The sequence below is a fragment of the Lysinibacillus sp. FSL R5-0849 genome (genome assembly GCF_038595075.1).
Classification (GTDB): domain Bacteria; phylum Bacillota; class Bacilli; order Bacillales_A; family Planococcaceae; genus Lysinibacillus; species Lysinibacillus fusiformis.
Genome location: NZ_CP152004.1, coordinates 2,479,056 through 2,504,215, shown reverse-complemented (window position 1 = coordinate 2,504,215; position 25,160 = coordinate 2,479,056). Strand labels below are relative to the sequence as shown.

Below are 25,160 nucleotides of genomic sequence, written 5' to 3'. Positions count from 1 at the left end.
TTAATAATCTGAATTTTTGTAACCTTACACAAACGGAGGTTATCGTTTCCATGACAGATATTATCATACAATCCAAATGTATAGCACCAAATCCATCCAAGCATTGTATTAATCGAGCGTCACTGATGAGAACATTAAAAAAAAGTCATCAGCATACATGCACACTTATTCATAGTGGGGCAGGGTATGGCAAGACGACCACCCTCACTCAATTTCTGTACCACGAATCTCGACGATTTTCCTGGTACAGTATTTCTGATGAAGATGATACGATTTTACCCTTTTTGACGCATCTTTTTTTCAGTGTACAACGAATTGTGCCTAATTTTGGTCAGACATTTGATACATGGGACCAATTATCTCGCTTTCCGAAAATGGAGGAGCTCAATCGCTGGTATAAGCTGTTTGTCAATTGCTTATGTAACATGGATGAGCCGCTCCTAATTGTTATAGATGACTATCATCTCGTCGATCATGTATTTCACATAAATTATTTAATGGAGAAAATCATTGAGTTTGCGCCGCCAACTGTTCATTTCATTATCGCCTCTAGAACATTACCTAATTGGGATATTACGAGGAAATTAAAGCTACAAAAAAGATTACTTGTTATCACAGAGAAGGAGCTAGCATTTTCAAACGAGGAGATTGCTGTATTTTTTGAAGAATATGTAGATGTGCATTTATCAAGCTCTGAAGTCGCAAAGATTTTGGAAATGACAGAAGGTTGGGCTATTAGCATTTCTTTACTAGCAGAGCAATGGCATCATGCTCCCTTAGATCATTGGCTAACCATCCCGACAAATGATCTCTTCCGCTATTTGTCGGAAGAAGTTTATAGTACGATGACATTCACTGAACAAGAGGTCATCTTAAAATTGGCGATTTTTCCAAACTTTTCAGCAAAATTATTAGAGGATTTTTATGGCTCTGAACTTGCACAAATGTTGAATCCATTCACGCAACGCCACGTATTTATTCAGCCCGCTACAACAGATGGCATTTATCGATTCCACGTGTTGTTTAGTCGTTTTTTAGAAATAAAATGGCAACAGTATCCGCATCAATATAATGACCTTCATCAACAAGCAGCGTTGTTTTATGTGGATCAACATAATGTTCAAGCTGCCCTTTATCATGCCTTTAAAACGAATGATCCCAATTTTTGCGGAGAGCTCTTACAGCTCCATGCAGAGCCATTAATTCGAGCTGGTCAATTCGAATGGTTGTTAGAAAAAATCAATCGCTTTACCATACAAGAAAAAACAAAGTTTTATAAATTATATTATTTTGAGGGAGAATGCCATCGCTACCGTGCTTTTTATGAAAAAGCTAAGCAATCCTATGAGAAATGTGCAACCATTGCACAGCGGCAGCGGGATGATGTTTATGTGACAAAAGCACAAGCAGGATTAGCCCATATCTATTTAGACACAATTCAGCCAGCATTGGCAGAACCTCATTTAGAAAAAGCTTTAGAGCTCGCCAAATATACTCCCTTACCGAAGACAGAATTAGTAGAGCTCCAACGTCAATACGCTGAAAATTTAGTAAACTTAGGGAAGGCAAAGGGGGCACAATTATTTATCGATAATGTGGCTTTACCAGAGGATGTTGTACAACGCGCCAATGTCGATGTACGTGTCTTACTGCGCACAGGGCAGTTGCAAGAGGCAAAAGAATTATTAGGAAAACGGCTTGAATTACCACCTCAGCTCGTCGCAACTCATCGTGAAAGTGAATTGTTAGCAGCTTTTGTCTATACATTGTTAGGGGAAGGAAAGGATGCTTGGTATGCGGCCCAGCACGGTATTCAGAGAGGTTTACGCGAAAAGTCTGTCTTCATTGAGGCTGTTGGCTATATTCGAAAAGCACATGCTTTGTTATTAATGGAGTACCCAGATTATCAAGGGGCTTGTCATGCCTATGAAAAAGCATTGACATTAATGAATACGATTAACATCTCACGGGTTAAGGCAGAACCATATATGGGACTGGCCATCGTCAAACATATGCTAGGGGATATGGAAGCTGCTAAGAAATATTTAGCGCTTGGCTTACAGGAAACGGAACAGGTCCAAGATGCTTGGATGACGGCGCTAATTCTCCTAGCAGAGGTGAAAATCAATGTTTCCCAGCATGAAACGGCACAGGCGAAGGAGTTGTTAATAAAAGCCCAGCAACTGTTTCAAGAATGTGGTGATCGTAATGGGCTGATGCATGTTTTATTTTATCAATCCGTGATTGCCTTTCAAGAGAAGTCAATCGAACAATTTCAATCTTCATTTCAACAGTTCGCCCAATTGTGCATGACAAATGGCTATCATTATTTTCTGCAAAAGAAAATGATCCTTGGCCCAAGCAATCAAATGATTTTTTATGAGCTATTACAATACAGTCAACAATGCGGTAGTGAAGAGCATGCAGCCATCGTTGGGCTGCGACAATTTTTACAGGCGGAAGATAGTATGAGCTACTCGCATGACGAAATTCAGCTCCAACTTTTCGGGAGCGTAAGCCTAATAAGGGGACAACGAAAGCTTGAAGATAAAGAGTGGCAGCGTGATAAGGCAAAGGAGTTATTCGTGTATTTGTATTGTCATCGTCATCGCTTTACACCGAAGGAAGAAATTGCACAAGCATTATGGCCTGAACGGAGCGTTGAGTCCTTGGATCGGGATTTTAAAGTGGTTTTGAATACCTTACTAAAAGTACTGGAACCACAACGACATGCCAGACAGGATAGCCTTTTTATTCAGCGGAAAAATAATATGTATCAGTTACAGCATATCTCTTTTCTTCAAATTGACGTAGAACGCTTTCATTATTACTTCCATTTAGGCATGGAGGAATTTGATCCAGAGCTGTCCAATGAATGGCTACAATTAGCTCTAGCGAGTTATACGGACGCATTATATGCGGAAAAAAAACAACTAGACTGGCTGACACAGGATCGCGAAAAACTACAGTATTTATATATTGAGGTACTTGAACGCCTAGCTCAAAACGCTACAAGACAGCAACAGTATAAAAAGACTATTGGCTACGCAGAGAGGATGGTTCGAGAGGACCCGTTATGGGAGGAAGGGTATCGTCTGCTCATGTATAGTCATTACCAACTTCAAAACCGTTCACTAGCCTTGAAATGGTATGAAAAATGCGTCCAACAATTACAGCAGGAATTGAACACTACTCCAATGGAATCAACAATGGCTGTTTATGATTTGATTATGGGGTAGAGAATGTTGGCAAAAAAAGCTTACTCAGTGTGGGGGACTCATGATTCAAATGTGAAAGAAAACTTTATTTTAGACCATATATTCGGAGGTACAACAATGCCATTTTGTCAGACTAGTAAAGCGAATATTTACTATGAAATAATCGGAACAGGAATACCTATTATTATGCTACACGGTTTTACGCCTGATCATCGGTTAATGAAGGGGTGTATGGAGCCGGTTTTTTTAGAGCAAGAGGGGTGGAAACGTATCTATTTTGACCTTCCTGGGATGGGTAAGACTACGAACTATTCATCGATTCAAAACTCAGATGAAATGTTAGAAGTGGTCAATGAATTTATACAAGCACTGATTCCCGATGAACCCTACTTGCTGGTGGGTGAATCTTATGGGGGCTATTTAGCGCGTGGAATTATGCGAAAGTCAGCTGAGCGGCTTTTAGGGGCTGCCTTTATTTGTCCTCTTATTATTCCAGAGAAGGAGCAACGTAAGAAATTACAGTATGCAGTCGGGAGTATCGAAAGAATAGCTCCAAAATATAAAAGACAAAAATGTTGTACTTTCAACGTTTTTGTCTTCTTTTTTTATCGGTTTGAATTTAGAACGTGGCGCTCGTCGTGTACCTCAGTTCTCAAAACGCTAATTTCAACATTTTTCTATAAAAGACTCTTTCTACTTTTGAAAGGGTCTTTTTGCATGAATAAAGTAGTCATTATAAAAAGTAATCTTTGGAGTTGTCCGAAGATTACTTAATACAATTTCTGGAAGGATATCTCTGGATTATTTTCGACTAAATGGTGGGTGGCAGAAGCGATATCCCTTTCTTGTAATTGTACGGCAAAGCGTGTGAAATTTTACTGATTGTAAAATTTCACACGCTTTTTAATTTAGAGGTGAGTTTTGACCTGCCGTTGCGCTATGCTTCACTTTCGGGACAGAAAAATACTCTGCACTTTTCGTGCAGATAAAAACCTGTTTTGTCCCTGCCGTTACGCTATGCTTCACCTTCGGGACAGAAAAATACTCTGCACTTTTCGTTAAAACCCGTTTTGTCCCTGCCGTTGCGTTTCACTTCACTTTCGGGACAGAAAAATGATCCGTTCCTCTTGGCCGGATCATTTTTTGTAACTAATTTGTAACTGGTCTTTTATATAGTGAGGTCATAGCAACGAAAGCGCTTTCTTTGGAGAGAATTTTGAAGGGGGATATGGGATGAGGAAGCATTGGTTTTGGTTTCTTTTAGTGATGGTAGCTGTGTTGTTGGTGGCTTGTAGCGAAAAAGATACGAAGGAAGAGGCTGCGGATGCAGATACTACTGATGGTGAGACGAAGGCTGTTACGGCGGAAGGGGAAACGATTAGGATTGGGGTGCTTGCTTCGTTAACAGGGGCACTTGAGTCTTATGGAAAACAAACGCAGCGTGGATTTGATTTAGGGATAGAGTATGCCACTGGGGGTACGATGGAGGTCAATGGGAAAAAAATTGAGATTATTTATGAGGATACGGAGACGAAGCCTGAGGTGGCTGTACAAAAGGCCACAAAGCTATTAGAGGATGATCAGGTTGATTTTCTAGTAGGTTCGTCAAGCTCTGGTGATACGTTGGCTGTCCTTCCACTTGCAGAGGAGTATGAAAAAATTATGGTCGTGGAGCCTGCGGTAGCAGATAGTATTACAGGGTCAGAATTTAATGAATATATTTTCCGTACAGGACGTAATTCATCACAGGATGCGTATGCTGCGGCGGCAGCTATTGCGGGAGATGGTGTGAAGATTGCAACGTTTGCGCCAGATTATTCATTTGGCTGGGACGGTGTGAATGCATTTAAGACAGCTGCAGAGAAGTTGGGAGCAGAAATTGTGCTAGAGGAGTATGCAGATCCAGCCGCAACAGACTTTACGTCGAATCTGCAAAAGGTGATGGATGCTAAGCCAGATTATTTATTTGTCGTATGGGCAGGGGCAAATTCTCCTTGGAATCAAATTGCTGATCTTAAAATTCAAGAAAAAGGCATTAAAATTTCTACGGGTGCGCCTGATATTATTGCGCTTCAATTTATGAATCCATTAGTTGGTATGGAAGGCTTCTCCGTGTACTATCATACGTTACCTCAAAATGATGTGAATAAATGGTTAGTGGAGGAGCATCAAAAACGTTTCAATGAGGTACCGGATTTATTTACACCTGGAGGTATGTCCGCAGCTATTTCGATTGTAGAGGCATTGAAGAAATCGGATGGGGATGCCGATGCCAATAAGCTAATTGATGTGATGGAAGGCATGTCATTTGAGACACCGAAAGGCACGATGACCTTCCGTGAAGAGGATCACCAAGCCCTTCAATCTATGTATTCCATTCGATTAGAAAATCAAGAAGGTGTGGATTACCCAGTACCAGTCCTTATTCGTGAGCTGAGTCCTGAGGAAACAGCCCCACCTGTTATGAATTAGCATATGGGAGGCAGAAATTCTGTCTCTCTACATAACTAGTAGAAGGGAAGGGAGTAGAGATGGAGCCTATATTACACACTGATAATTTAACAATCCGTTTTGGTGGGCATACAGCGGTGGATGGTGTCAATTTTCAAATGCCTGAAAAGCATCTGAAGTCCATTATTGGACCGAATGGTGCGGGTAAAACAACATTCTTTAATTTAATTAGTGGTGAATTAAAGCCAACTGCGGGTGATGTTTATTTTAAGGGGCAATCATTGGCACAAAAGTCGGCCATTGAAAGAACACGTATGGGTTTAGGTCGATCCTTTCAAATTACGAATGTTTTTCCAAACTTAACGGTTTTCGAAAATATTCGTTTAGCTGTGCAGTCCAAGGAGAAAATCCGTTATCAGCTATTTCGGCACTATAAAAGCTATAAGGCGATCACTGAAAAAGCAGAAGAGCTATTAGCACTTGTGTTACTAGATAATAAACGCGACGCCCTTACAACGATGCTTTCACATGGGGAGAAAAGGAAGCTTGAGATTGCTATGCTGCTTGCGTTAGATACGGAAATTCTGTTACTGGATGAACCAACTGCTGGCATGTCTTTAGAGGAAGTACCAACCATTTTAGAAGTGATTCGCACAATAAAACAGCAAGGAAATAAGACCATTTTGCTTATTGAACACAAAATGGATATGATTTTAGATTTATCGGATTCGATAATGGTGTTGTTTAATGGTCAATTATTAGCAGATGGATCACCTGAGGAAATCATGAATAATGACACCGTACAACATGCATATTTGGGGGGATTGTACGATGAACACCTTACTGACACTAAATGAGGTTCATACGCATATCGGACAATATCACATCTTACAGGGCGTAAATTTTGAAGCGAAGGAGGGGCAGGTGACAGTATTGCTAGGTCGGAATGGTGCAGGTAAAACGACAACGCTGAAAACGATTATGGGCTTAACACCTGCCACAAAGGGAGAAATCGCCTTTCGCTCCCACTCTATTAAAAAAAGTCCTACTTACAAGGTGGCCAAATTAGGGATAGGCTATGTTCCAGAAAATCAAGGGATTTTTGCTGATTTATCGGTAGAGGAGAATATGAAGGTAGCGATGCGTAAGGAGGATACAGCGACGGTAGAGCGACAGCAATATGTGCTTGAGCTTTTTCCAGACTTAAAGAAGTTTTGGAAGAAGGCTGGCGGCCATTTATCAGGTGGCCAAAAGCAAATGCTGTCAATGGCAAGAGCTTTTATCAATGATAGTCCGTTAATTTTGATTGATGAACCGTCGAAAGGGCTAGCACCAATAGTCGTTGAAAAGGTGATGGAAGCCATTGTGGAAATGAAAAAGAAAACGTCCATTGTTCTTGTGGAACAAAACTTTATGATGGCTAGCCGAATCGGTGATACTTATACATTAATTGATGATGGCAGAACTGTACATTCAGGCAATATGCAGGAACTTATTGATAATGAAGAACTAAAACGCAAGTATTTGGGCATTGGATAAAGGGGGTGACCATCAATGGAGCTGTTTGTCAATTTAATCATTAATGGCTTGGCAACAGGCATGCTGATATTTTTACTAGCGGCAGGCTTGACGTTAATTTTCGGCTTAATGGATGTGTTAAATTTCGCGCATGGTGGGTTATTCGTTTGGGGGGCTTATGCGGGAATCTTCACCTATATGTATACGGAAAGTTTCATCGTAGGGATTATTGGTGCTATTTTAACGGGGGCATTGCTAGGATTTATCACAGAAAAATTAATTATCACACCTGTTTACAGCAATCATATTCAGCAAATTTTAATAACGTTAGGATTGATGCTTGTTTTGCAGGAGCTAATTAAAGTAGTCTTTGGCCCGAATGGTGTTGCCGTGAAAACACCAAGTTATTTAGCTGGTAGCTGGGAAATTGGTGACGTTATTATCATCAAATATCGGTTATTTATTATTGTCATTGGATTTGTGATTTTTGGGATTTTCCAATATATGCTGAAGCGCACGAAGATTGGTTTAATTGTTCAGGCAGGCGTTCAAGACAAGGAAATGGCGCAGGCTCTTGGTATTCATATTAAACGTGTGTTTTTATATGTTTTCATGATTGGTGCGGCACTTGCAGCACTAAGTGGCATGTTGATGGCTCCCTATTCAGGCGTAATCTATGCAGAAATGGGTATGGAATACGCTATTTTAGGCTTTATTGTGGTAGTCATTGGTGGAATGGGCAGTTTTTCCGGCTCCTTGCTGGCGGCTATTTTAGTAGGACTAGCAGGTAGCTTTATGGCTTATTATGTGCCCGTCCTATCACTTGCAGTCAATATGATATTAATGGCAATTGTATTAATCTTTCGCCCTCAAGGACTGTTTGCATTGCGAAAGGAGCGAACATCATGAAGCCAAAAATTGCCTTACGCCATATCGCATTTTTCCTATTATTTGGGATATTTTTCATCCTTCCTTTTGTTAATGATTCAAGGACATTACTTATTTTATTAACGCAAATTTTCATTTTTGGGATACTAGCAATGAGCTATGATATTTTACTAGGTTATACAGGAATCGTGTCGTTTGGGCATGCCATGTTTTTTGGTATTGGTGCCTATACAACAGCGGTTATGCTCAAGCAGATGGAAAATACTATGGTTATTTTTGTCCTCTCCATCGTGATTGGCATGCTGTTAGCAGGACTCATTAGCTTCTTAGTAGGGCTACTGACACTTCGTTTGAAAAGTCATTTCTTTGCTATGCTGACATTAGCCTTTTCAGGGTTATTTCTAGTACTAGCTGAAAAATGGCGCACGGTTACTTACGGCAATGATGGCTTTACATTTCGAGCACCAGATATGTTTAGAGATCGTATGACGTTCTATTTTTTTGTACTCGGGAGCCTAGTTTTAATCTTTTTAGCCCTTTATCGCTTCGTTAATTCTCCGACAGGTCGAATTTTAATTGCTGTTCGTGAAAATGAACAACGGACGAAATCATTAGGCTTCAACACCTTGCATTATAAAGTCATTGCTTCAGTTGTGGCAGGCATTGTTGCGAGCTTCGCAGGTTCTTTATATGCCGTATCCCTACGCTTCGTTAATACAAGTGTAATGACGATGGATATTACACTCGATGCTTTATTAATGACCATTATTGGTGGTGTCGGCACTTTAGTGGGACCATTATTAGGGTCAGCAGTCATTGAATATGCTCAGCACACATTATCTGGATTGGCACGAGATTATCCTATTTTTGAACGTTGGATTATTTTCTTTGGCATTCTTTATATTTTAGCGGTGATCTTTTTCCCAAAGGGCCTTATTGGTACACTTCGCTTGCTCATATGGAAATGGCGAGGAAAAGTAAAGAACAGAAAAACACAGGTTGCCTTGCCGCAGGAAAAGGAGCGATTTGAATGACAGTAGGGATTGTCAGTACAGGTATTTATCTACCACAAAACAGAATGTCATCCAATGAAATTGCGGATCTTTCCAATATTCCAGAGGATATTATCCGTCAAAAAATGGGCATTCATGAAAAACCGATTCCTGGAGAGCATGATCATACCGTGCAAATGGGGATATGGGCAGCACAGGATGCCCTTAAAAAAGCACATATAGAGCCGAAAGATATTGATGTTGTTATTTATATGGGAGAGGAGCATAAGGAATATCCTTTATGGACAGCCTCCATCAAAATGCAGGAAGAGCTTGGTGCAGTCAATGCGTGGGCATTTGATGTGCAATTACGTTGTGGCACGACCATTATGGCGCTGAAGGTCGCAAAAAGCTTAATGGCCTCAGACGACACGATCAACACAATTCTCATCGCTGGTGGTTATCGCAATGTTGATTTTATCAATTATAGCAATCCACGAACACGCTTTATGTATAATTTGGCAGCTGGTGGAGGCGCTATGCTGTTACAAAAAAACTATCCAAAAAACCAGCTTTTAGAGGCGGATATCATGACAGATGGCACCTTTTCTGAGGATGTCGTCGTTCCTGTTGGTGGCACGAAAACACCATTAACACCCTCTCATTTAACAGAACATTTATATCAGTTGGATGTTCTAGATCCGATTGGCATGAAAGAACGGTTAGAACAGAAATCTTTAAGCAACTTTTTGAAGGTCATTCGTAGCTCTTTATTGAAAAGTGGATATAGGGAAGAGCAGTTACATTATTTAGCGATGCTGCATATGAAAAGATCCGCCCATGACTATATTTTAACGGAGCTTGGTCTGCAGCCCGAGCAATCTATTTATTTACAAGAATATGGGCATATTGGTCAGATTGATCAAATATTGTCCTTACAGCTTGCCTTAGAACAAAATCGAATACAAGCTGGCGATATTGTTACATTGGTTAGTGCAGGCATTGGCTATGTATGGGGGGCTATTACAATACGTTGGGGATAAGGGGGAAGTGCAATGTTAAAAACGGTTCAGTTAGCAAATGGGGAAACGATTGCCTATCGAAAACGTTCGGGTGGAGGGCATCCTTTAGTGCTGGTTCATGGGAATATGACCTCCTCTAAGCATTGGGACTTACTAATGGATGCTTTAGATGAAAAATTTACGATTTATGCGATTGATTTACGAGGTTTTGGTGGATCTTCCTACCATCAGCCTATTTCGTCCATCAGAGATTTTAGTGGGGATGTCAAATTATTTGTGGATGCTTTGCAATTACAAACCTTTGATATGATTGGCTGGTCAACGGGTGGAGCAGTCTGTCTACAGTTTGCCGCCAATTATCCAGGCTATTGTCAACGACTGATTTTACTAGCATCTGCTTCCACACGTGGCTATCCATTTTACACGGATTTAGGAACGGGCAATCCTGCCTCATTTAAGAGAGCGTATAGCTATGAAGAGGTACTTGTGGATACATCGAAAACGAAGCTTATACAGGGCTTCTATCATACGAAAAATAGAGAAGGCTTACAGTCACTGTGGAATTCTTTAATTTATACCCATCACCAGCCGAGCAAGGAAAAATATGAAGAATATGTTGAGGATATGCTGACACAGCGAAATTTAGCGGAAGTTTATCATGCACTGAATACTTTTAATATAAGTGTAGTTGATCATGAGGTGGCTAAAGGGACACACGAAGCCCTACTTCTTACTATTCCCATTTTAGTATTAAGAGGAGATCGTGATTTAGTCATTACGGAAAAAATGAATGCAGAATTGCTTCAGGATCTGGGCAAGCAGGCTCAATTTGTGGGCTTAAAAGATTGTGGGCACTCTCCATTAGTGGATGATGTCGCACAGCTGACAGCTGAAATTGAAACCTTTTTAGAAATTGGAGGGAGAAATTATGCGCTTAAACAATAAAGTCGCCATTATTACAGGTGCCGCCAATGGTATTGGCTATGCGGCTGCTGAGCGTTTTATCGAAGAAGGGGCAGTGGTTTTTATTGCTGACTATGATAACGATGAGGGGAATGCTGTAGCACAACATTTAGGTGAAAAGGCGACATTTATACAAGTGGATGTAGCGAATCGGGAGAGCGTAAAACAATTAGTGGCAACCGTCATTGAGCAAGTAGGATGTATCGATATTCTAGTGAATAATGCAGGGATTACAAGAGACGCCATGCTAACTAAGATGACGGAGGATCAATTTCAACAAGTGTTAGATGTCAATTTGACAGGTGTTTTTCACTGTACACAGGAAGTCATTCCCCATATGGTTGCGGCTGAGAGCGGCAAAATTATTAATACATCCTCTGTAAGTGGTGTCTATGGCAATGTTGGTCAAACGAATTATGCAGCCACAAAAGCGGCGATTGTAGGAATGACTAAAACATGGGCAAAGGAATTAGGGCGGAAAGGGATTAATGTCAATGCGGTTGCTCCTGGCTTTACAGAAACCGATATGGTAAAGAAAATGCCTGAAAATATCCTTGCTCAAATGCGATCGATCGTCCCATTGCAGCGTTTAGGCACACCTCGCGATATTGCTAATGCTTACTTGTTTTTAGCATCTGATGAAGCCTCCTACGTCCATGGTCATACGCTTCATGTGGATGGCGCCATTATGATGTGACGGGAGGTTTTCTACATGTTTGTTGAGCACGAGTGGATTTTAAAGCGAGCTGCATTAACACCTCACCACATTGCATTGATTAATCTAGCTACAGCAGAGCAATGGACGTATCAGCAATTAAGTGAGGAAATCAGTAAATGGTGTCAATTTTTCCAGGGTCAGCAGCTATTGAAGGGAAGTAGAGTCGCAGTTTTTGCCAAAAATCATATTCAACTTTTTGCTGTTCTCTTTGCCTGTGGGCTGCGCGGACTTATTTATGTGCCGTTAAATTGGCGTTTGAGTAAGGAGGAACTAGCCCAAATTTTGGAGGATGCTACCCCTTCAATCCTCTTGTTTGAAGAGGAGGATACTTGTCCAATCGTGTTAGACAAAATGTTTTCGCTGCATAGTATCCAGCAACAGAAAAAAGGGAGCGTTAATAAGCAAACTATGGAAGTAGATGATCCCTGGCTCATGATTTATACAGGGGGGACAACAGGTCGGCCAAAGGGGGTCGTGTTATCCTTTGAGTCAGTCAATTGGAATGCCATGAATACAATTATTAGCTGGGGTTTGCACGACAAAGATCGTACTTTAAATTATATGCCCATGTTTCATACAGGTGGCTTAAATGCGCTTTGTATCCCCTTACTGATGGCTGGTGGGACTGTTATTATTGGTGATAAATTCGAAGCGGAGGCAGCACTGCGAGCTACAAACCAATATGAAACAACAATCTCACTTTTTGTCCCAACGATGTATCAAGCAATGATTGCCTCGAAATATTTTCAGGAAAATCAATTTCCTTCGATGAAAGTATTTTTATCAGGTGGTGCCCCATGTCCTCATCCAATTTACGATGCATTTTATAGGAAAGGGTTATTTTTTAAAGAGGGCTACGGCTTGACGGAGGCAGGACCTAATAACTTTTTCATTGCTCGCGAGGATGCCTATGCCAAAAAAGGAGCCGTTGGGAAAAGCATGCAATTCATTGAAGCTAAAATCATCAAACCGACTGGACATAATTGTGCACCTCGTGAAGTGGGGGAGCTATTAGTAAAAGGCAAGCATATGTTTCGTTTCTATTGGAATAACAAGGAGGAAACGGCCAGTATTATGCAAGATGGTTGGTTAAAAACGGGCGATCTAGCTATGATGGATGAGGATGGCGATTTCTTTATTGTTGGACGTAGAAAAGAAATGATCATCTCTGGTGGTGAAAATGTTTATCCTCAGGAAGTCGAACAGTGTATATTACAGCATCCTGATGTACAGGAGGTTGCCGTAATTGGCATAGCAGACGACTATTGGGGAGAGGTCGTGACAGCTTTCATTGTCTGTCACAATCAAGTAGCGACCATTTTAGATGAACTCCACGACCTGTGTCATCAACAGCTAGGTAGGTTTAAAATCCCTAAACAAATCCTTTTCTTAGAGGAATTACCGAAAACAAGCGTCGGTAAAATCGATAAAAAGGCTTTGCATATGCTTGTAGATGCTACGCCATGTGAATAAAAGTGCTCGTGTTTCTATTATCGGAATCGACAGAGCCATCAAAAATAGCGTCATTACAAGGAGAACCTATTATTTTTATTCAACATGCACAATTCTTTAGCGTTGGAACATTTTAAGTTTGGGAAAAGCTCCAATAAAAATTGACTTTGCATATAACCTTCGTCTCATGTAATAGGCGAAGGTTATTGCGCTTTTAAGACTGGTAATCGTGCAAGAACCTCTGTTTATCGTTGTTTAGTTCTTGTTACCGCTTATTTTTTCACATCTCTTCCCATCAGACCAACATATCAGTAAAATAGAGTAGGTTAGGGGGATTGTCTTGTGAAAGATCAACGCTTTAAAATTGCGCATCGAGAGGCGCTTATTGGAATTGGATTAGTCCTTGTCAACTTTGCGATTTGGTTTGGCTTTGCTTATGGACTAGGTGCAGGGGATCCCGCAAATTATTCGTATGTTTTGGGTTTTCCTGCTTGGTTTTTCTATAGCTGTATCGCAGGGACAGGCTTTATGATCCTGCTCATCTGGATCGTTATGAAGCTCTTCTTTAAAGAGGTTCCATTTGAAGATGAGGGGGAGGAGCGCTAATGCATTGGCAAGTTGTATTTCCATTGCTATTATTTTTAATTATTATTTTTGGAATTGGTTTGTGGGCCAATAAACATGTCCGCTCTTCTAACTCGTTTCTACAGGAGTATTTCCTTGGTGGTCGAGAAATGGGTGGATTTATCCTAGCGATGACAATGATAGCTACATATGGTAGTGCGAGTAGCTTTATCGGAGGGCCAGGAGTAGCTTATACGAAAGGGCTGGGCTGGGTGCTACTTGCCATGGCACAGCTACCTGCTGGCTATTTTGTCCTGATGATTTTAGGGAAAAAATTTGCGATTATTGCTCGTCGTTACCAAGCTATTACGCTTATCGACTTTTTACGAGAACGCTATAAAAGCCATGTCATTGTCATTCTGTCTGCTATTAGTATTATTGTCTTTTTATTTTCAGCGATGATGGCGCAGTGGGTAGGAGGAGCCCGTTTAATTGAGTCTTTAACAGGCTTACATTATACGGCGGCACTGTTTATATTTGCGATTTCAGTTTTAGTGTATGTTATTATTGGTGGCTTCCGAGCAGTTGCTTTAACGGATACTGTACAGGGCTCCATCATGGTTATCGGAACTGTCATTTTATTAATCGGTACTATTATTGCAGGTGGAGGCATCGATAAAATTATGACCTCGCTGGTCGCAGAGAATCCCAATTTCGTATCTCCATTTGGAGCAGAAGGGGATTTAACACCTCTGTATGTTTCAACATTTTGGATATTAATTGGTGTGGGGGTGGTCGGTCTTCCGCAAATCGCCGTGCGTGCGATGAGTTATAAGGATTCTAAAAGTATGCACTTAGCGATCATTATAGGCACGATTGCCATCGGGACGATCATGTTTGGGATGCATCTAATTGGTGTGTTAGCACGACCTGTCCTACCGGGCATCGATATTGGTGATAAAGTCATGCCACTCTTAACATTGAAGGTACTGCCGCCATTTTTAGCAGGGATTGTCTTAGCAGCACCAATGGCCGCTACCATGTCTACTGTCAATGCACTGCTCATGCTAGTAAGCTCAACGGTTGTCAAAGACATCTATTTAAATTACATGAAGCCAAAGGCAAGCGATGCAGAGATTAAGCGTGCCAGTTTTATAGTAACAACGGTCATTGGCTTAGCGGTTGTCCTCTTTGCACTCCATCCACCTGATTTATTAGTGTGGTTAAATTTATTTGCATTTGGTGGACTTGAGGCAGTCTTTATTTGGACGGTAGTTCTCGGATTATACTGGAGGAAAGCAAATAAATATGGCGCCATTTCGTCAATGATTTCAGGTATGGCTTTGTATATTTTCATTGACCGGTTCTATCCGACCGCTTTCGGTATGCATACCGTTACGATTCCTATTATAGCTTCCTTCATTATTTTTGTAATCGTCAGTCTTGCTACTAGTCATAAATTTAAGGACGAGCATTTCCTCATATAATGTAAAACAACGCCGCAGATTTTTGACTGTGGCGTTGTTTTTATTTAATGAATCATATAATCGTAGGCATTTTTTGCAAGGAGCGTCATCGTCACAATGATAAAAAGCGTACGGACAAAGCCGCTTCCTTTTTGAATGGCCATACGAGAGCCAAGCATAGCCCCACCAATTTGAGCAACCCCCATAACTAAACCATATACATAATGGATTTGACCTAAGTAAGCAAACATACAAACACCTGCCACATTACTTGCTAAATTTAAAAATTTCGCATTTCCTGCCGCCTTTAAAAAATCAAAGCCAACAAGCAAGAAGCTAAAGATTAAAAAAGAGCCCGTTCCAGGACCAAGAAACCCGTCATAAAACCCAATAGCAAATAATAGCATCATAAATAAAAATAAGTGCGTTTTAGATAGATTTTTAACCGTTGAGACAGCGCCCCAATCCTTTTTAAAGATCGTATATATCCCAACAGCCGCCAGCATGATAAGCATTAATGGTTTTAATAGGGCTGGGTTAATTAAATGAACAGTCCAAGCACCACATAATGATCCAATGAAGGCGAGAGGGAAATATTTCAGGACAGATCGAATTTCAAGCTGACCAGAACGGTAAAAGGAAATGGACGATGTGAGTGAGCCCATCGTGCCAGCTAATTTATTGGTTGCTACTGCAGCGGCGGGATTTAAGCCAACAAACAATAAGGCTGGTAAGGAAATTAAACCACCACCTCCAACGACAGAATCGATAAATGCTGCCAAAAATCCAAAGGAAATCAATAGTATTAAAATATGTACATCCACATCAAAAACCATGCTTACACCTCTTCTTTATTAGTTACTACTGAAATAGTAACTAATTTATTCGATGCTGTAAAGCCTAATTTTTTCATTGGCAAATGTTCACAACAGTAGCCTATAATAAAAATATGGAGGGATGATATGAATGAATTAATCGCCCAATTAAAAGAACTGGGATTGACAGAATATGAGGCAAAGGCCTATACAGCACTCGTACAAAATAGTCATGTCAGTGCCTACCAAGTTAGCAAAAACTCTGGGATACCAAGAGCTAGAATCTATGACATATTAAATGGTCTTGTTGAGAAGGGATTCGTACTGAAAGAGGAAACGGCGGATCAAACGACTTATTCTTCCATTCCTGTCGAGATGTTTTTGCAGCAAGTTCAACAGCGCTGGCAATCGAATTTTACGTCGATTAGTGATCAATTAGAAAAACTAGAAACGAAAGAACAAGAAACGGAACCTAAAGTGTTAATGCTAAAAGGGAAGCAGACAATCATCAATTATTGTCAAACCTTATTAAAAAAAGCAGAGACAAAAGTCATCCTATCGATGTGGGAAGATATGTACGATGCCTTACGCGAGGATATCGAAGGGGTATCACAGCATGTGGAGGTGCATGGCATTACCTTATATGTCGGGGAGCATCTGGCATCTATCGATCAGCACAGAGCCACACACTATACGAGAAAGACTTCTACACCCCATTGGTTTATTTTATCGGTTGATGGACAAGAAATGATTTATGGTCACTCGCCGTCAAACCAGGAAACCGCTTTTATAACGAATGATCCTGTGCATATTTATTTATTAGAGGATTATGTTTGGCATGATGTTCTTATCAATCGACTAGTGAAGCGTGATGATAAAGAGCTTGAGGACTGGATTGCTAAAGAACGTAAAGCATTTTTCTTAGAGTAGCTATAAGGGAAGGGGAGCATCTTGAAAAAATGGATGTTGCCAGTATTGTTTTATGTATTATGGATTGGCGGATGTGATTCTGCACCGCTGCTAGTTCCACCTAAGATTCAGGAGCTAACCATCGTTCCTGACCATATCCAACAGCATATTATAGCTCAAGAAAGAATTCAGTTATTGTATGAAGATGACATGACGTACTATCTTGTCATGTTTTCGAAAGGAAATGTGCTAGCAAGTGTGGCAGCAAATGAAGATCGGTTAGTCATTCATTTCAAGGAAGGAAGCGAGCAAAAGAAAGAAGCTCAACCGTATGTCTATGCCATCAATAAAAACCCGGAGCTGACGATTATTGAGCTATATATTAACGGCAAAAGCATGGCGATAGATCGCATGACTATGATGTAATAAAAAAACCGAAATCCCTAAAAAAGAGATTTCGGTTTTTGTTGATATTAATAAAATACTTTATCTACATTGTATTTGGAGCGGAACGTATTAATCGCATATGTTTCATAAATTTCACGTTCCATAGGATCTTCTACTTCATAGACTTCAATTTTGAAGACCTCGTCACGATAGTTTTTCAACGGAGATACATTGTCTTCAAAATGTTTTTTAATGCGTTGACGAATTTTACGTGCTTTGCCGACAAATAATAGCTCATTCTTTTCATTATAGAATAAGAAAATGCCGCCTTTATCACGTGTGATTTTGTGGAAGTCGATGAAACCAAAGTATGGTGTAATTGGGACATCACCTGGTTTTACATCTTGTTCGCGTTGGCGAATGACTACATCTGGTTTTGGAAATTCAATATTAATCAAAGTATTCACGTTCCTCTCTATTACTAAAGATATATGGTAACATAATAGCGGCATGTTTACCATAAAATTTCATGTAGAATAACCATATACAGCAAGCTTAGTGTTTATCAAATGATTGGAGAACATGCATAGGAATAACAAAATATTCTATGAATTATTGATATTCTAACTAGTCCATGTTACAATTCAAGATAATTAAATAATCTTATCAAGAGAAGCAGAGGGATTTGGCCCGATGACGCTTCAGCAACCTCTAACAAATGTTAGAAAGGTGCTAATTCCAGCAAAGGTTTTTCCTTTGAGAGATAAGAGTGAACGTGAAAAAAATCCTTCTCATTCTATCTCATATGGAATGTGGAGGATTTTTTAATTTTTAGAAAAAGGAGCAAAAAAAGAGAGGGGAACGCAAGATGCCAATTAATATTCCGAAAAATTTACCTGCTGGAGAACATTTACGTGAGGAAAAAATCTTCGTAATGGAAGAGGACCGTGCGAGAACACAGCAAATACGTCCATTAAATATATTAATCTTAAATTTGATGCCTGAAAAAGAAAAAACTGAGCTACAATTACTACGATTACTAGGAAATACACCATTACAGGTGAATATTACTTTTTTAAACACAGCTACTCATGAATCTAAAAATGTCAGTAAGTCTCATTTACAATTATTCTACACAACGTTTAACCAAATTCGTCATCGACGCTATGATGGTATGATCATTACGGGTGCGCCAGTAGAAAAAATGCCATTTGAAGAGGTTAACTATTGGCAGGAAATTGCTGAAATTATGGATTGGTCAAAAAAGAATGTGACATCCGTGCTACATATATGTTGGGGGGCACAGGCTGCTTTATATCATCATTATGGGATTGGAAAGGTCGAGCTTTCTGCTAAATGCTCCGGCGTTTATTCTCATGTGATTACTGATTTAACAGTAGATTTAGTACGAGGCTTTAGTGATTTATTTACAGCCCCTCATTCTCGCTATACATCTGTCTCGATTGACGAGGTTCGCAATCATCCAGACTTACGCTTATTATCCTATTCAGAGGATGCAGGTGTATTTATCGTGCAATCCAAAGATAATAAAAACATTATGATTACTGGTCATTTAGAATATGATGCGACAACATTAGCCGATGAATACAGTCGCGATGTTGCCAAGGGCATCCATATAGACGTTCCAGTAAACTACTTCCCAAATGATGATCCAGCAAAGGCACCGATGAATACATGGCGTGCCCATACGCATTTATTGTTCTCCAACTGGTTGAACTACTACGTATACCAAGAGACACCATATGAATGGGATTTTGTGGACGAAATTGAATATCATATTTAAATAACACTAAAAAGTCTAATTTCTTCGCTAAGCAGCTTGAAGGAATTAGACTTTGTTATTCTAGATTTTTCTTGTCAGAACTCGTTTTATCTGGTGGCGCCTGGTCGTCCTGTTTGGATGTAGCGTTGCCCGCTTCAGGCTGAGTCACTTGGCTGGAATTCGACATAGCAGATTTATCTTGATTGTCTTTAGTAGAGACTGGATTATCTGTTTTTTCCTGATTGGAAACTGTATTATCTGGTTTCGCCTGATTGTCTTGAGTGCTATCTGTATTAGCATCGTTAGTCTGATTATCTTGATTGGAATCCATAGTAGCAGGTTTAGCTTGATTCTCCTGATGGGAATCCTTATTATCAGGTATCGCCTGATTCTCCTGATTGGAATTCATATTATCAGGTTTCGTCTGATTCTCCTGATTGGAATCCATATTATCAGGTTTCGTCTGATTGCCTTGATTAGAATCCGCATGACCCATTTCAGTCGAATTACCTTGTGATTTTCGGTTACGAATAACAGCTACAATGAGTAGAAGTATGGGTAATAATATGGTGCAAACAAATGCATAAATTGGCCAAATCTCATCATTATAAATGTTGGAATGGACGATGTCTGGGTGAACAATTTGCGAAAGTCCGACCATAATAATACCCATTGGTAGGATAAGTGGACGGTGATCCTTCAATTTCATAATTTGTGCAATCCCGACAACAGTTGTATAGAAGTACATAAACGTTCGAATAAAAATGGATACGATCCACATAAAAGCCATGATAATTTCAATGCGCTGTAAAAAATTTCCGATAGAGATTCTTTGTGCTAGGGCATAACTAGGGAAAGTTCGCGAAGCCGTGTTGGCTGGCCCTAATACTAAAATAGATAGAGTAATCAATGTTACTAGAACAAATCCACCGAGAAGCATGCCTATGTAAAATCCTTTCTTTGAGGATTGCTGGACATTGACACTAGCAGGGTAAATCATTAATAACATAACTAACGAAAAAGAAAAGACACTTACAAAGCGGATGATACTATATAAGATGGATGTTTTGGATGCTTCCATAATCGGTTGTATATTTTCAAACTTAATTTGTGGGGTGATACTTACAACAAAGAAAATAAAAATTAAGACAAACATAGGGAAAAGTATTTCTGCTGAACGAGCAAAGTTTTCTATCCCTAAATAGGTAGCATACATAATTATAATAATAAACAACAAGGCAAATGCCATAGTAGGCGTCTCTGGCATTACCTCTGTTTTCATAAAAGCACCAATAAAATACAGTAATTCTCCTCCCGCAAATAGGGTAAGAGAAAGGAAGCCCACCACTGTGATTTTTCCAAAAAAGCGACCGAGAAGTTTTTCATTTGCTTCAATAAAATTCAGTGTCGGTGTTTGGTCCCCTAACGTCACAAATAATTTCACAACAAGCAAACTAAGGACAACACCAATACTTGCAGCAATCCACGCATCTTGCTTACTAGAGCTTGCAATACTTGAAGGGATGATTAAGATGGCAGTACCGATAGAAAGGAGGAATGTGATAATTGTAAATTGTCTTGAACTAATTACTTCTTTTTCCATATAAGTGTCCTCCAATTCATGACGATGTGTCTACTATTTTGTGAGTGAAACGATAAAATCTTTAATTGGTGTAAAAATAAAGGTTATAAAATCTAGAGGACTCGGGATATTTATTTTGAGAGCAATGCCCATATTAAGCGCTGTTCCAATTAGTAATAGGATTGAAAAAACAAGAATGGTTTTGGTCTCTTGTTGCTTTTTGAGTTTCGGGATATATAGTATCGCAATAATGATTGAAATGATTAAGATGGCTATTGCTAGTACCAATCCACTATCCCTCCTTTGGCTTTTTTAATAATGAGTTTTGCATTGTGCCTAAACCTTGTGTTGTCACTTTTACATGAACATGGATTGGTAGATCAGGAAAGATATTTGGCCAATCGTTTTTGATTTTTTTCCATTGTTTAGCATCTGCACGATGTAGGGCATCACCATAGCCTAAAACATCCACTTGGTATTGCTGTTGAATTTTTTCTAATGTTTTTTCAATACGTTCATCGATGCCCTGTGCTGTTTTTTTATTGATATAATCCACCGTTTTATTTTTCGTTAGATTGATATCACATTCGACCTCTCCTACATTTTGTTCCACATTTATTTGGACATCAATTTGCGGTTTCCCATTCTTAAATGATCCCTTTACTTTTGTGGAGGATTTCGTAATCTCAGTTGAGAGTGTACCTTGCTTTGGACAGGTGACGATTTCAATCGTACTTTGTATTTTGTCACTGAGAAAACTAATACTTTTACTTTCTCCCTCTGAAAGTAAACCAATGTATTGATCTCCTTTAAAGATGGCCAATCCTGCATATTTTAACAACACAGGTGTTTTAACACGTTGGACGTTTGTTTGATCGGCCCCTAACCGTTTATCCCCATGAACTTCAATCGCAGAAATCAAAGCCCCATTGTCCTTTTCACTGAGCCTTGTGACCAATTCGTCTATATTAATAGCAATAGTAGAGCCCCAAACTTTTTCAGAAACTTTGAGGGAGTTTAAGATTTTATTAGCAGGAACTTTTTCGATAGGTGTGAGAACATTTAACACTTCCTTAGCTGTAGCCTCATAAGACATGATGACATCGAAATCCTTTCTAAACTCATGGTCTCGTGCAATTAAATCTAATGAATCACTGATTCCATCTTTAGCGAGATCTTCACCTAAAACGACTACCTGTAGATGGGCAAAATATGGCTTCCGTGCAGCAATGGTAGTCATTTTGCGGATGGCCTCAAAAATTGTTTCCCCTCTAGAATGATAGCTGACAACAGGGGAGCGCTGAGTGGAAGCTTGTCGCATGGAAACCTCACTAGGATCAACTATTTGAACGGTAATCTCATACTCATCATCTACTTTGTCTATACCAAGCGCTACAACAATGGCTAATTCATTTAATTCACGCTTACTCCAGCAACCACTTAACAGTAAAGTGAGGATGCATAGTAAGCAGATTACTTTTACTTTTGCCATATTTTATTCCTCATTTGTTCAGTAGTTTTATTTCCGACCTGTTCTTGGGACATATTTATGCCCTCTAACAACGTTTTTCTGATTGACTAAACGTGGACGTGTTAATAAACGTCTACGAGGAAGCAATAAAAATGCATCTTTTTGATCCTGTAAAATTAAAGGAGCAAACGGGCTTAAATACGGTACACCAAATGAACGAATGCTGCATAAATGAAGAATAATGATAATAATGCCAAACATAACTCCAAAAAGACCAAACATAGCAGCTAAGATCATTAATGGAAAGCGCAGTACACGAATCGTATTGGACAAACCATAAGCAGGGAATAAAAAACTACAAATGGCCGTTAATGCCACTATTATAACCATTACAGCCGAGACAACACCGGCATCTACCGCTGCCTGGCCAATTACCAGCGTACCTACGATGGACACAGCTGGACCGATTGTTCGCGGCATTCGAAGCCCTGCCTCTCGTAGTATCTCAAAGGCAAGCTCCATAATAAGTGCTTCCACTACGGCAGGGAAGGGCACGCCTTCTCGTTGTGAGGCGATACTAATTAGCATGGCCGTCGGTAGCATTTCTTGATGAAACGTCGTAATCGCAACATAGAGAGATGGTGCTACCAATGCCAAACTAATACCAAAGAAACGTAAAATACGAATGAGGGAACTAATCATCCAATGTTGATAGTAGTCTTCTGCTGATTGCAAAAAGGAAGTAAATAATGCAGGCACCACTAATACAAAGGGGGTACCATCTACTAGAATCGCCACTTTCCCATCTAATAATTCACCAGCAATAACATCTGGCCGTTCTGAGTTGTAAATGGTTGGAAACATGGTATTTTTAGAATCTTGAATAAAATCCTCAATATAGCCACTTTCTAAAATGCCATCGATATTAATGCGATCTAACCGCGCTAACACCTCCGCAACAATTTTGTCACTGGCGATACCATGTATATACATCACGGCGACATCTGTTTGTGTCACTTCACCGATGACTCGAGACTTAATCCAAAGATTTGGACTTTTTATTTTTCGTCGAATGAGCGCGGTATTCGTACGCAAAGTTTCAGTAAAGGACTCTCGAGGTCCTCTAATAACGGATTCGGTTGAGGGCTCTGTGACAGCTCTATCCTTTGCACTTTTCGTACTTGTTACAATGCCTTCAGCAAAGCCGTCTAATAAAATGACGGTTTCACCATTAAGGATGGCATAATACAATGATGTGAAATTTTCGATATTCATCACATCACCAACAGTTAAATAGGAACTTCGCACATATTGATTAATGGTAGTAATTTCAATTTCTTGTTCTTCCTCAATATTCGCCATTAATTTATCAATCACTGAATCCGAAATCATCGTTTTATCGGATAAGCCATCAATGGAAATAATGGCCAGTCGATGGGGTTCAGCTTCACCAATGGTAATTTCTCGTATAATGATGTCATTGCTATGACCGAGAGTGTTTTGAATGACTTTTATATTTTTGGCAAGGGAAGTATTTAATAAATCGTCCGTTGTAAGGGATGGGGAGGGATCGATCTTGTTTGATATGGACATGGGTTTTCCTCCTCAAATGGATGTTCACTATATATAGAATGGACAACTTTGTGCGGAGATAAACGAAAAAAGGAATGAAATTCTAGCTACTATTTTTCAAATAAAAAAACAGTATTTCCTTTCAGAGACTGAAAGGAAAATACTGCTTTATGTACGATACTCGTATTGTAATTCATCTAAACTAGCATCCACGTCCACATGTAGATTGTGATCGTTAAAGAACCATAAATCTTTTTCATCGATGTAATAGGTTACGCCATCAATGACTGCTTCTGCTCCAATGCCGATGGGCTCTTCTCGCGTCATGCCTAGTGAAAAGCCTTCGTGAAAAGGACTTGAGCCACCATAGCGTGCATAAAAGCGAATAGTATCGCCAGGTTCTACTTCCATCTCTTGTTTGAACCATTGTAGGGCTTCATCTGTCAGTGCAATTTTCATAGCGAATGCTCCTCTCTTCTTACAGCCATTTTACCTTTGGCTCGGTGCCATTTTTAATACGTACAATATTGGCACGATGACGATAAATAATAAAGGTAAATAAAAAGGCTACCAAGATGCTTAATGCAAAGTCACCTGTAACAAAATAATAAACGATTGAATAGATAAGTGCTACTAAAGCGGCTATCATAGATGTTAAGCTGACGATTTTTGTGATTTTCAATGTCACAAGAAAGGCAATTAGGAGCAAGACAAACAATGGCCATGAATAGCCTAATAAAACACCTGCTGATGTGGCAACGGCTTTTCCACCACGGAAATTGGCGAAGATTGGAAACATATGACCAATCACTGCAACAAGACCTAGGATTAAGGAATGGATAGAACTGTCTGAGAATATTGGAAGTGCAGCTAGTAAGACAGCGGCAGTCCCTTTTAGAACATCCATCACAGTCACAACAATACCAGCTTTTTTTCCTAATGTTCGGAACGTATTGGTTGCTCCAAGATTACCGCTTCCATGTTCTCGGATATCGGTATTATAAAAAATTTTACCTATCCATAGCCCTGAAGGTATAGAGCCGATTAGATAAGCACATAAAATAATAAGTCCATTGATCATAGTTGGACTCCTTTCATTCATAGTCCATCACTTGGTACTAATAGTTTGTAACAAGTATTTTACACTTTTTCTTGCTAATCTACAATGTTATGAAGGAGATTTCGTAAGGAGTCTTGAATTCAATACAAAAGAAACTAAAGTAAGTTAGAGATAGGCTTTTAGGCATGATTGATGAAAGAACGAAAAAATTCTTTATCAAAATATAGGCAAAAAGGCAATTTTGTCATTCGTTCATTCCTTTGGTAGAATAGAAGTCTAACTTTATTCATTTACATGACATTGACGCATCAACTATATTGCAACTAAAT

At 39.6% G+C, this 25,160-nt stretch carries 24 protein-coding genes and 1 riboswitch; of the genes, 16 read left to right on the top strand and 8 right to left on the bottom strand.

The genetic code is table 11. The features are described 5' to 3' along the window. Positions 1–50: 50 nt before the first annotated feature. The 13 genes from MKY80_RS12190 to panF all read left to right on the top strand — a co-directional run bounded on the left by MKY80_RS12190 (position 51) and on the right by panF (position 15,273). Entirely contained in the window at positions 51–3,239 is a 3,189-nt protein-coding gene (locus MKY80_RS12190; protein ID WP_342529442.1) for a BTAD domain-containing putative transcriptional regulator, read from the top strand. Positions 3,240–3,335: 96 nt separating this feature from the next. Continuing rightward, entirely contained in the window at positions 3,336–3,992 is a 657-nt protein-coding gene (locus tag MKY80_RS12185) for an alpha/beta hydrolase (RefSeq protein WP_342533040.1), read from the top strand. A gap of 459 nt (positions 3,993–4,451) precedes the next feature. Continuing rightward, positions 4,452–5,690, top strand: coding sequence for a substrate-binding domain-containing protein (locus MKY80_RS12180; RefSeq protein WP_342529440.1), 1,239 nt, complete (start codon positions 4,452–4,454; stop codon positions 5,688–5,690). A gap of 59 nt (positions 5,691–5,749) precedes the next feature. Then, positions 5,750–6,526: an ABC transporter ATP-binding protein gene (locus MKY80_RS12175; RefSeq protein ID WP_342529438.1), complete on the top strand. Its 777-nt coding sequence runs from the start codon at positions 5,750–5,752 to the stop codon at positions 6,524–6,526. After that, positions 6,501–7,208, top strand: coding sequence for an ABC transporter ATP-binding protein (locus tag MKY80_RS12170; protein WP_342529435.1), 708 nt, complete (start codon positions 6,501–6,503; stop codon positions 7,206–7,208). Before MKY80_RS12175 ends, MKY80_RS12170 begins: the two co-directional genes overlap by 26 nt. Before the next feature lie 15 nt (positions 7,209–7,223). After that, the gene (locus MKY80_RS12165; protein ID WP_342529434.1) at positions 7,224–8,096 is read left to right on the top strand and encodes a branched-chain amino acid ABC transporter permease; all 873 of its coding nucleotides are present in this window, start codon (positions 7,224–7,226) and stop codon (positions 8,094–8,096) included. Then, positions 8,093–9,109: a branched-chain amino acid ABC transporter permease gene (locus tag MKY80_RS12160; RefSeq protein WP_008178720.1), complete on the top strand. Its 1,017-nt coding sequence runs from the start codon at positions 8,093–8,095 to the stop codon at positions 9,107–9,109. Before MKY80_RS12165 ends, MKY80_RS12160 begins: the two co-directional genes overlap by 4 nt. Continuing rightward, positions 9,106–10,110, top strand: coding sequence for a 3-oxoacyl-ACP synthase (locus MKY80_RS12155; protein WP_090002695.1), 1,005 nt, complete (start codon positions 9,106–9,108; stop codon positions 10,108–10,110). The genes MKY80_RS12160 and MKY80_RS12155 overlap by 4 nt, the downstream gene beginning before the upstream one ends. A gap of 12 nt (positions 10,111–10,122) precedes the next feature. Then, positions 10,123–11,034, top strand: coding sequence for an alpha/beta hydrolase (locus MKY80_RS12150; protein ID WP_090002694.1), 912 nt, complete (start codon positions 10,123–10,125; stop codon positions 11,032–11,034). Next, positions 11,018–11,749: a 3-oxoacyl-ACP reductase FabG gene (fabG, locus tag MKY80_RS12145; protein ID WP_090002693.1), complete on the top strand. Its 732-nt coding sequence runs from the start codon at positions 11,018–11,020 to the stop codon at positions 11,747–11,749. Before MKY80_RS12150 ends, fabG begins: the two co-directional genes overlap by 17 nt. Positions 11,750–11,764: 15 nt before the next feature. After that, positions 11,765–13,243, top strand: a complete 1,479-nt coding sequence (locus tag MKY80_RS12140) for an AMP-binding protein (protein WP_089987198.1) — start codon at positions 11,765–11,767, stop codon at positions 13,241–13,243. Between the two features lie 321 nt (positions 13,244–13,564). Continuing rightward, positions 13,565–13,828, top strand: a complete 264-nt coding sequence (locus tag MKY80_RS12135; protein ID WP_008178730.1) for a YhdT family protein — start codon at positions 13,565–13,567, stop codon at positions 13,826–13,828. Then, positions 13,828–15,273 carry a sodium/pantothenate symporter gene (gene panF / locus MKY80_RS12130; RefSeq protein ID WP_089987197.1) on the top strand — a complete coding sequence of 482 codons (1,446 nt, stop codon included), beginning with the start codon at positions 13,828–13,830 and terminating at the stop codon, positions 15,271–15,273. Before MKY80_RS12135 ends, panF begins: the two co-directional genes overlap by 1 nt. A gap of 44 nt (positions 15,274–15,317) precedes the next feature. Here the strand turns inward: panF and MKY80_RS12125 are convergent, their stop codons facing one another. Further along, positions 15,318–16,088, bottom strand: coding sequence for a TSUP family transporter (locus tag MKY80_RS12125; protein WP_090002692.1), 771 nt, complete (start codon positions 16,086–16,088; stop codon positions 15,318–15,320). 126 nt (positions 16,089–16,214) lie between these two features. On the opposite strand from MKY80_RS12125, the gene MKY80_RS12120 reads away from it, so the two are divergent. Continuing rightward, positions 16,215–16,997 carry a TrmB family transcriptional regulator gene (locus MKY80_RS12120; RefSeq protein ID WP_089987196.1) on the top strand — a complete coding sequence of 261 codons (783 nt, stop codon included), beginning with the start codon at positions 16,215–16,217 and terminating at the stop codon, positions 16,995–16,997. A 21-nt stretch (positions 16,998–17,018) separates the two neighbouring features. After that, a complete protein-coding gene (locus tag MKY80_RS12115; RefSeq protein ID WP_253734802.1) occupies positions 17,019–17,402 on the top strand; it encodes a hypothetical protein in 384 nt (127 codons plus the stop codon). A gap of 47 nt (positions 17,403–17,449) precedes the next feature. Here MKY80_RS12115 and MKY80_RS12110 read toward each other — a convergent pair whose 3' ends face one another. Then, positions 17,450–17,821 carry a nucleotide excision repair endonuclease gene (locus tag MKY80_RS12110; RefSeq protein WP_008178740.1) on the bottom strand — a complete coding sequence of 124 codons (372 nt, stop codon included), beginning with the start codon at positions 17,819–17,821 and terminating at the stop codon, positions 17,450–17,452. A gap of 202 nt (positions 17,822–18,023) precedes the next feature. Next, positions 18,024–18,133: riboswitch (SAM riboswitch) on the top strand. Between the two features lie 98 nt (positions 18,134–18,231). Between MKY80_RS12110 and metA the strand changes: the two genes are divergently transcribed. After that, on the top strand, positions 18,232–19,167 hold the full coding sequence (gene metA / locus MKY80_RS12105) for a homoserine O-succinyltransferase (RefSeq protein WP_036227305.1): 936 nt from the start codon (positions 18,232–18,234) through the stop codon (positions 19,165–19,167). Between the two features lie 55 nt (positions 19,168–19,222). Here the strand turns inward: metA and MKY80_RS12100 are convergent, their stop codons facing one another. The 6 genes from MKY80_RS12100 to plsY all read right to left on the bottom strand — a co-directional run bounded on the left by MKY80_RS12100 (position 19,223) and on the right by plsY (position 24,852). Beyond that, complete coding sequence (locus MKY80_RS12100; RefSeq protein WP_342529420.1) at positions 19,223–20,749, bottom strand: endospore germination permease; 1,527 nt, start codon at positions 20,747–20,749, stop codon at positions 19,223–19,225. Between the two features lie 33 nt (positions 20,750–20,782). Then, positions 20,783–21,016: a hypothetical protein gene (locus tag MKY80_RS12095; protein ID WP_008178745.1), complete on the bottom strand. Its 234-nt coding sequence runs from the start codon at positions 21,014–21,016 to the stop codon at positions 20,783–20,785. A gap of 4 nt (positions 21,017–21,020) precedes the next feature. Further along, the gene (locus tag MKY80_RS12090) at positions 21,021–22,220 is read right to left on the bottom strand and encodes a Ger(x)C family spore germination protein (RefSeq protein WP_089987195.1); all 1,200 of its coding nucleotides are present in this window, start codon (positions 22,218–22,220) and stop codon (positions 21,021–21,023) included. A 27-nt stretch (positions 22,221–22,247) separates the two neighbouring features. Next, a complete protein-coding gene (locus MKY80_RS12085; RefSeq protein WP_008178750.1) occupies positions 22,248–23,792 on the bottom strand; it encodes a spore germination protein in 1,545 nt (514 codons plus the stop codon). 147 nt (positions 23,793–23,939) lie between these two features. Then, positions 23,940–24,230, bottom strand: coding sequence for a HesB/YadR/YfhF family protein (locus tag MKY80_RS12080; protein WP_008178751.1), 291 nt, complete (start codon positions 24,228–24,230; stop codon positions 23,940–23,942). Positions 24,231–24,249: 19 nt separating this feature from the next. Then, positions 24,250–24,852: a glycerol-3-phosphate 1-O-acyltransferase PlsY gene (gene plsY / locus MKY80_RS12075; protein WP_008178753.1), complete on the bottom strand. Its 603-nt coding sequence runs from the start codon at positions 24,850–24,852 to the stop codon at positions 24,250–24,252. Positions 24,853–25,160 lie beyond the last annotated feature (308 nt).

What these genes read in the sequence shown, in the direction of transcription:
- MKY80_RS12190 (WP_342529442.1), top strand. Translation starts at nt 51, where the DNA reads ATGACAGATATTATCATACAATCCAAATGTATAGCACCAAATCCATCC.
- MKY80_RS12185 (WP_342533040.1), top strand. Translation starts at nt 3,336, where the DNA reads ATGCCATTTTGTCAGACTAGTAAAGCGAATATTTACTATGAAATAATC.
- MKY80_RS12180 (WP_342529440.1), top strand. Translation starts at nt 4,452, where the DNA reads ATGAGGAAGCATTGGTTTTGGTTTCTTTTAGTGATGGTAGCTGTGTTG.
- MKY80_RS12175 (WP_342529438.1), top strand. Translation starts at nt 5,750, where the DNA reads ATGGAGCCTATATTACACACTGATAATTTAACAATCCGTTTTGGTGGG.
- MKY80_RS12170 (WP_342529435.1), top strand. Translation starts at nt 6,501, where the DNA reads ATGAACACCTTACTGACACTAAATGAGGTTCATACGCATATCGGACAA.
- MKY80_RS12165 (WP_342529434.1), top strand. Translation starts at nt 7,224, where the DNA reads ATGGAGCTGTTTGTCAATTTAATCATTAATGGCTTGGCAACAGGCATG.
- MKY80_RS12160 (WP_008178720.1), top strand. Translation starts at nt 8,093, where the DNA reads ATGAAGCCAAAAATTGCCTTACGCCATATCGCATTTTTCCTATTATTT.
- MKY80_RS12155 (WP_090002695.1), top strand. Translation starts at nt 9,106, where the DNA reads ATGACAGTAGGGATTGTCAGTACAGGTATTTATCTACCACAAAACAGA.
- MKY80_RS12150 (WP_090002694.1), top strand. Translation starts at nt 10,123, where the DNA reads ATGTTAAAAACGGTTCAGTTAGCAAATGGGGAAACGATTGCCTATCGA.
- fabG (WP_090002693.1), top strand. Translation starts at nt 11,018, where the DNA reads ATGCGCTTAAACAATAAAGTCGCCATTATTACAGGTGCCGCCAATGGT.
- MKY80_RS12140 (WP_089987198.1), top strand. Translation starts at nt 11,765, where the DNA reads ATGTTTGTTGAGCACGAGTGGATTTTAAAGCGAGCTGCATTAACACCT.
- panF (WP_089987197.1), top strand. Translation starts at nt 13,828, where the DNA reads ATGCATTGGCAAGTTGTATTTCCATTGCTATTATTTTTAATTATTATT.
- MKY80_RS12125 (WP_090002692.1), bottom strand. Translation starts at nt 16,088, where the DNA reads ATGGTTTTTGATGTGGATGTACATATTTTAATACTATTGATTTCCTTT.
- MKY80_RS12120 (WP_089987196.1), top strand. Translation starts at nt 16,215, where the DNA reads ATGAATGAATTAATCGCCCAATTAAAAGAACTGGGATTGACAGAATAT.
- metA (WP_036227305.1), top strand. Translation starts at nt 18,232, where the DNA reads ATGCCAATTAATATTCCGAAAAATTTACCTGCTGGAGAACATTTACGT.
- MKY80_RS12100 (WP_342529420.1), bottom strand. Translation starts at nt 20,749, where the DNA reads ATGGAAAAAGAAGTAATTAGTTCAAGACAATTTACAATTATCACATTC.
- MKY80_RS12090 (WP_089987195.1), bottom strand. Translation starts at nt 22,220, where the DNA reads ATGGCAAAAGTAAAAGTAATCTGCTTACTATGCATCCTCACTTTACTG.
- MKY80_RS12085 (WP_008178750.1), bottom strand. Translation starts at nt 23,792, where the DNA reads ATGTCCATATCAAACAAGATCGATCCCTCCCCATCCCTTACAACGGAC.
- MKY80_RS12080 (WP_008178751.1), bottom strand. Translation starts at nt 24,230, where the DNA reads ATGAAAATTGCACTGACAGATGAAGCCCTACAATGGTTCAAACAAGAG.
- plsY (WP_008178753.1), bottom strand. Translation starts at nt 24,852, where the DNA reads ATGATCAATGGACTTATTATTTTATGTGCTTATCTAATCGGCTCTATA.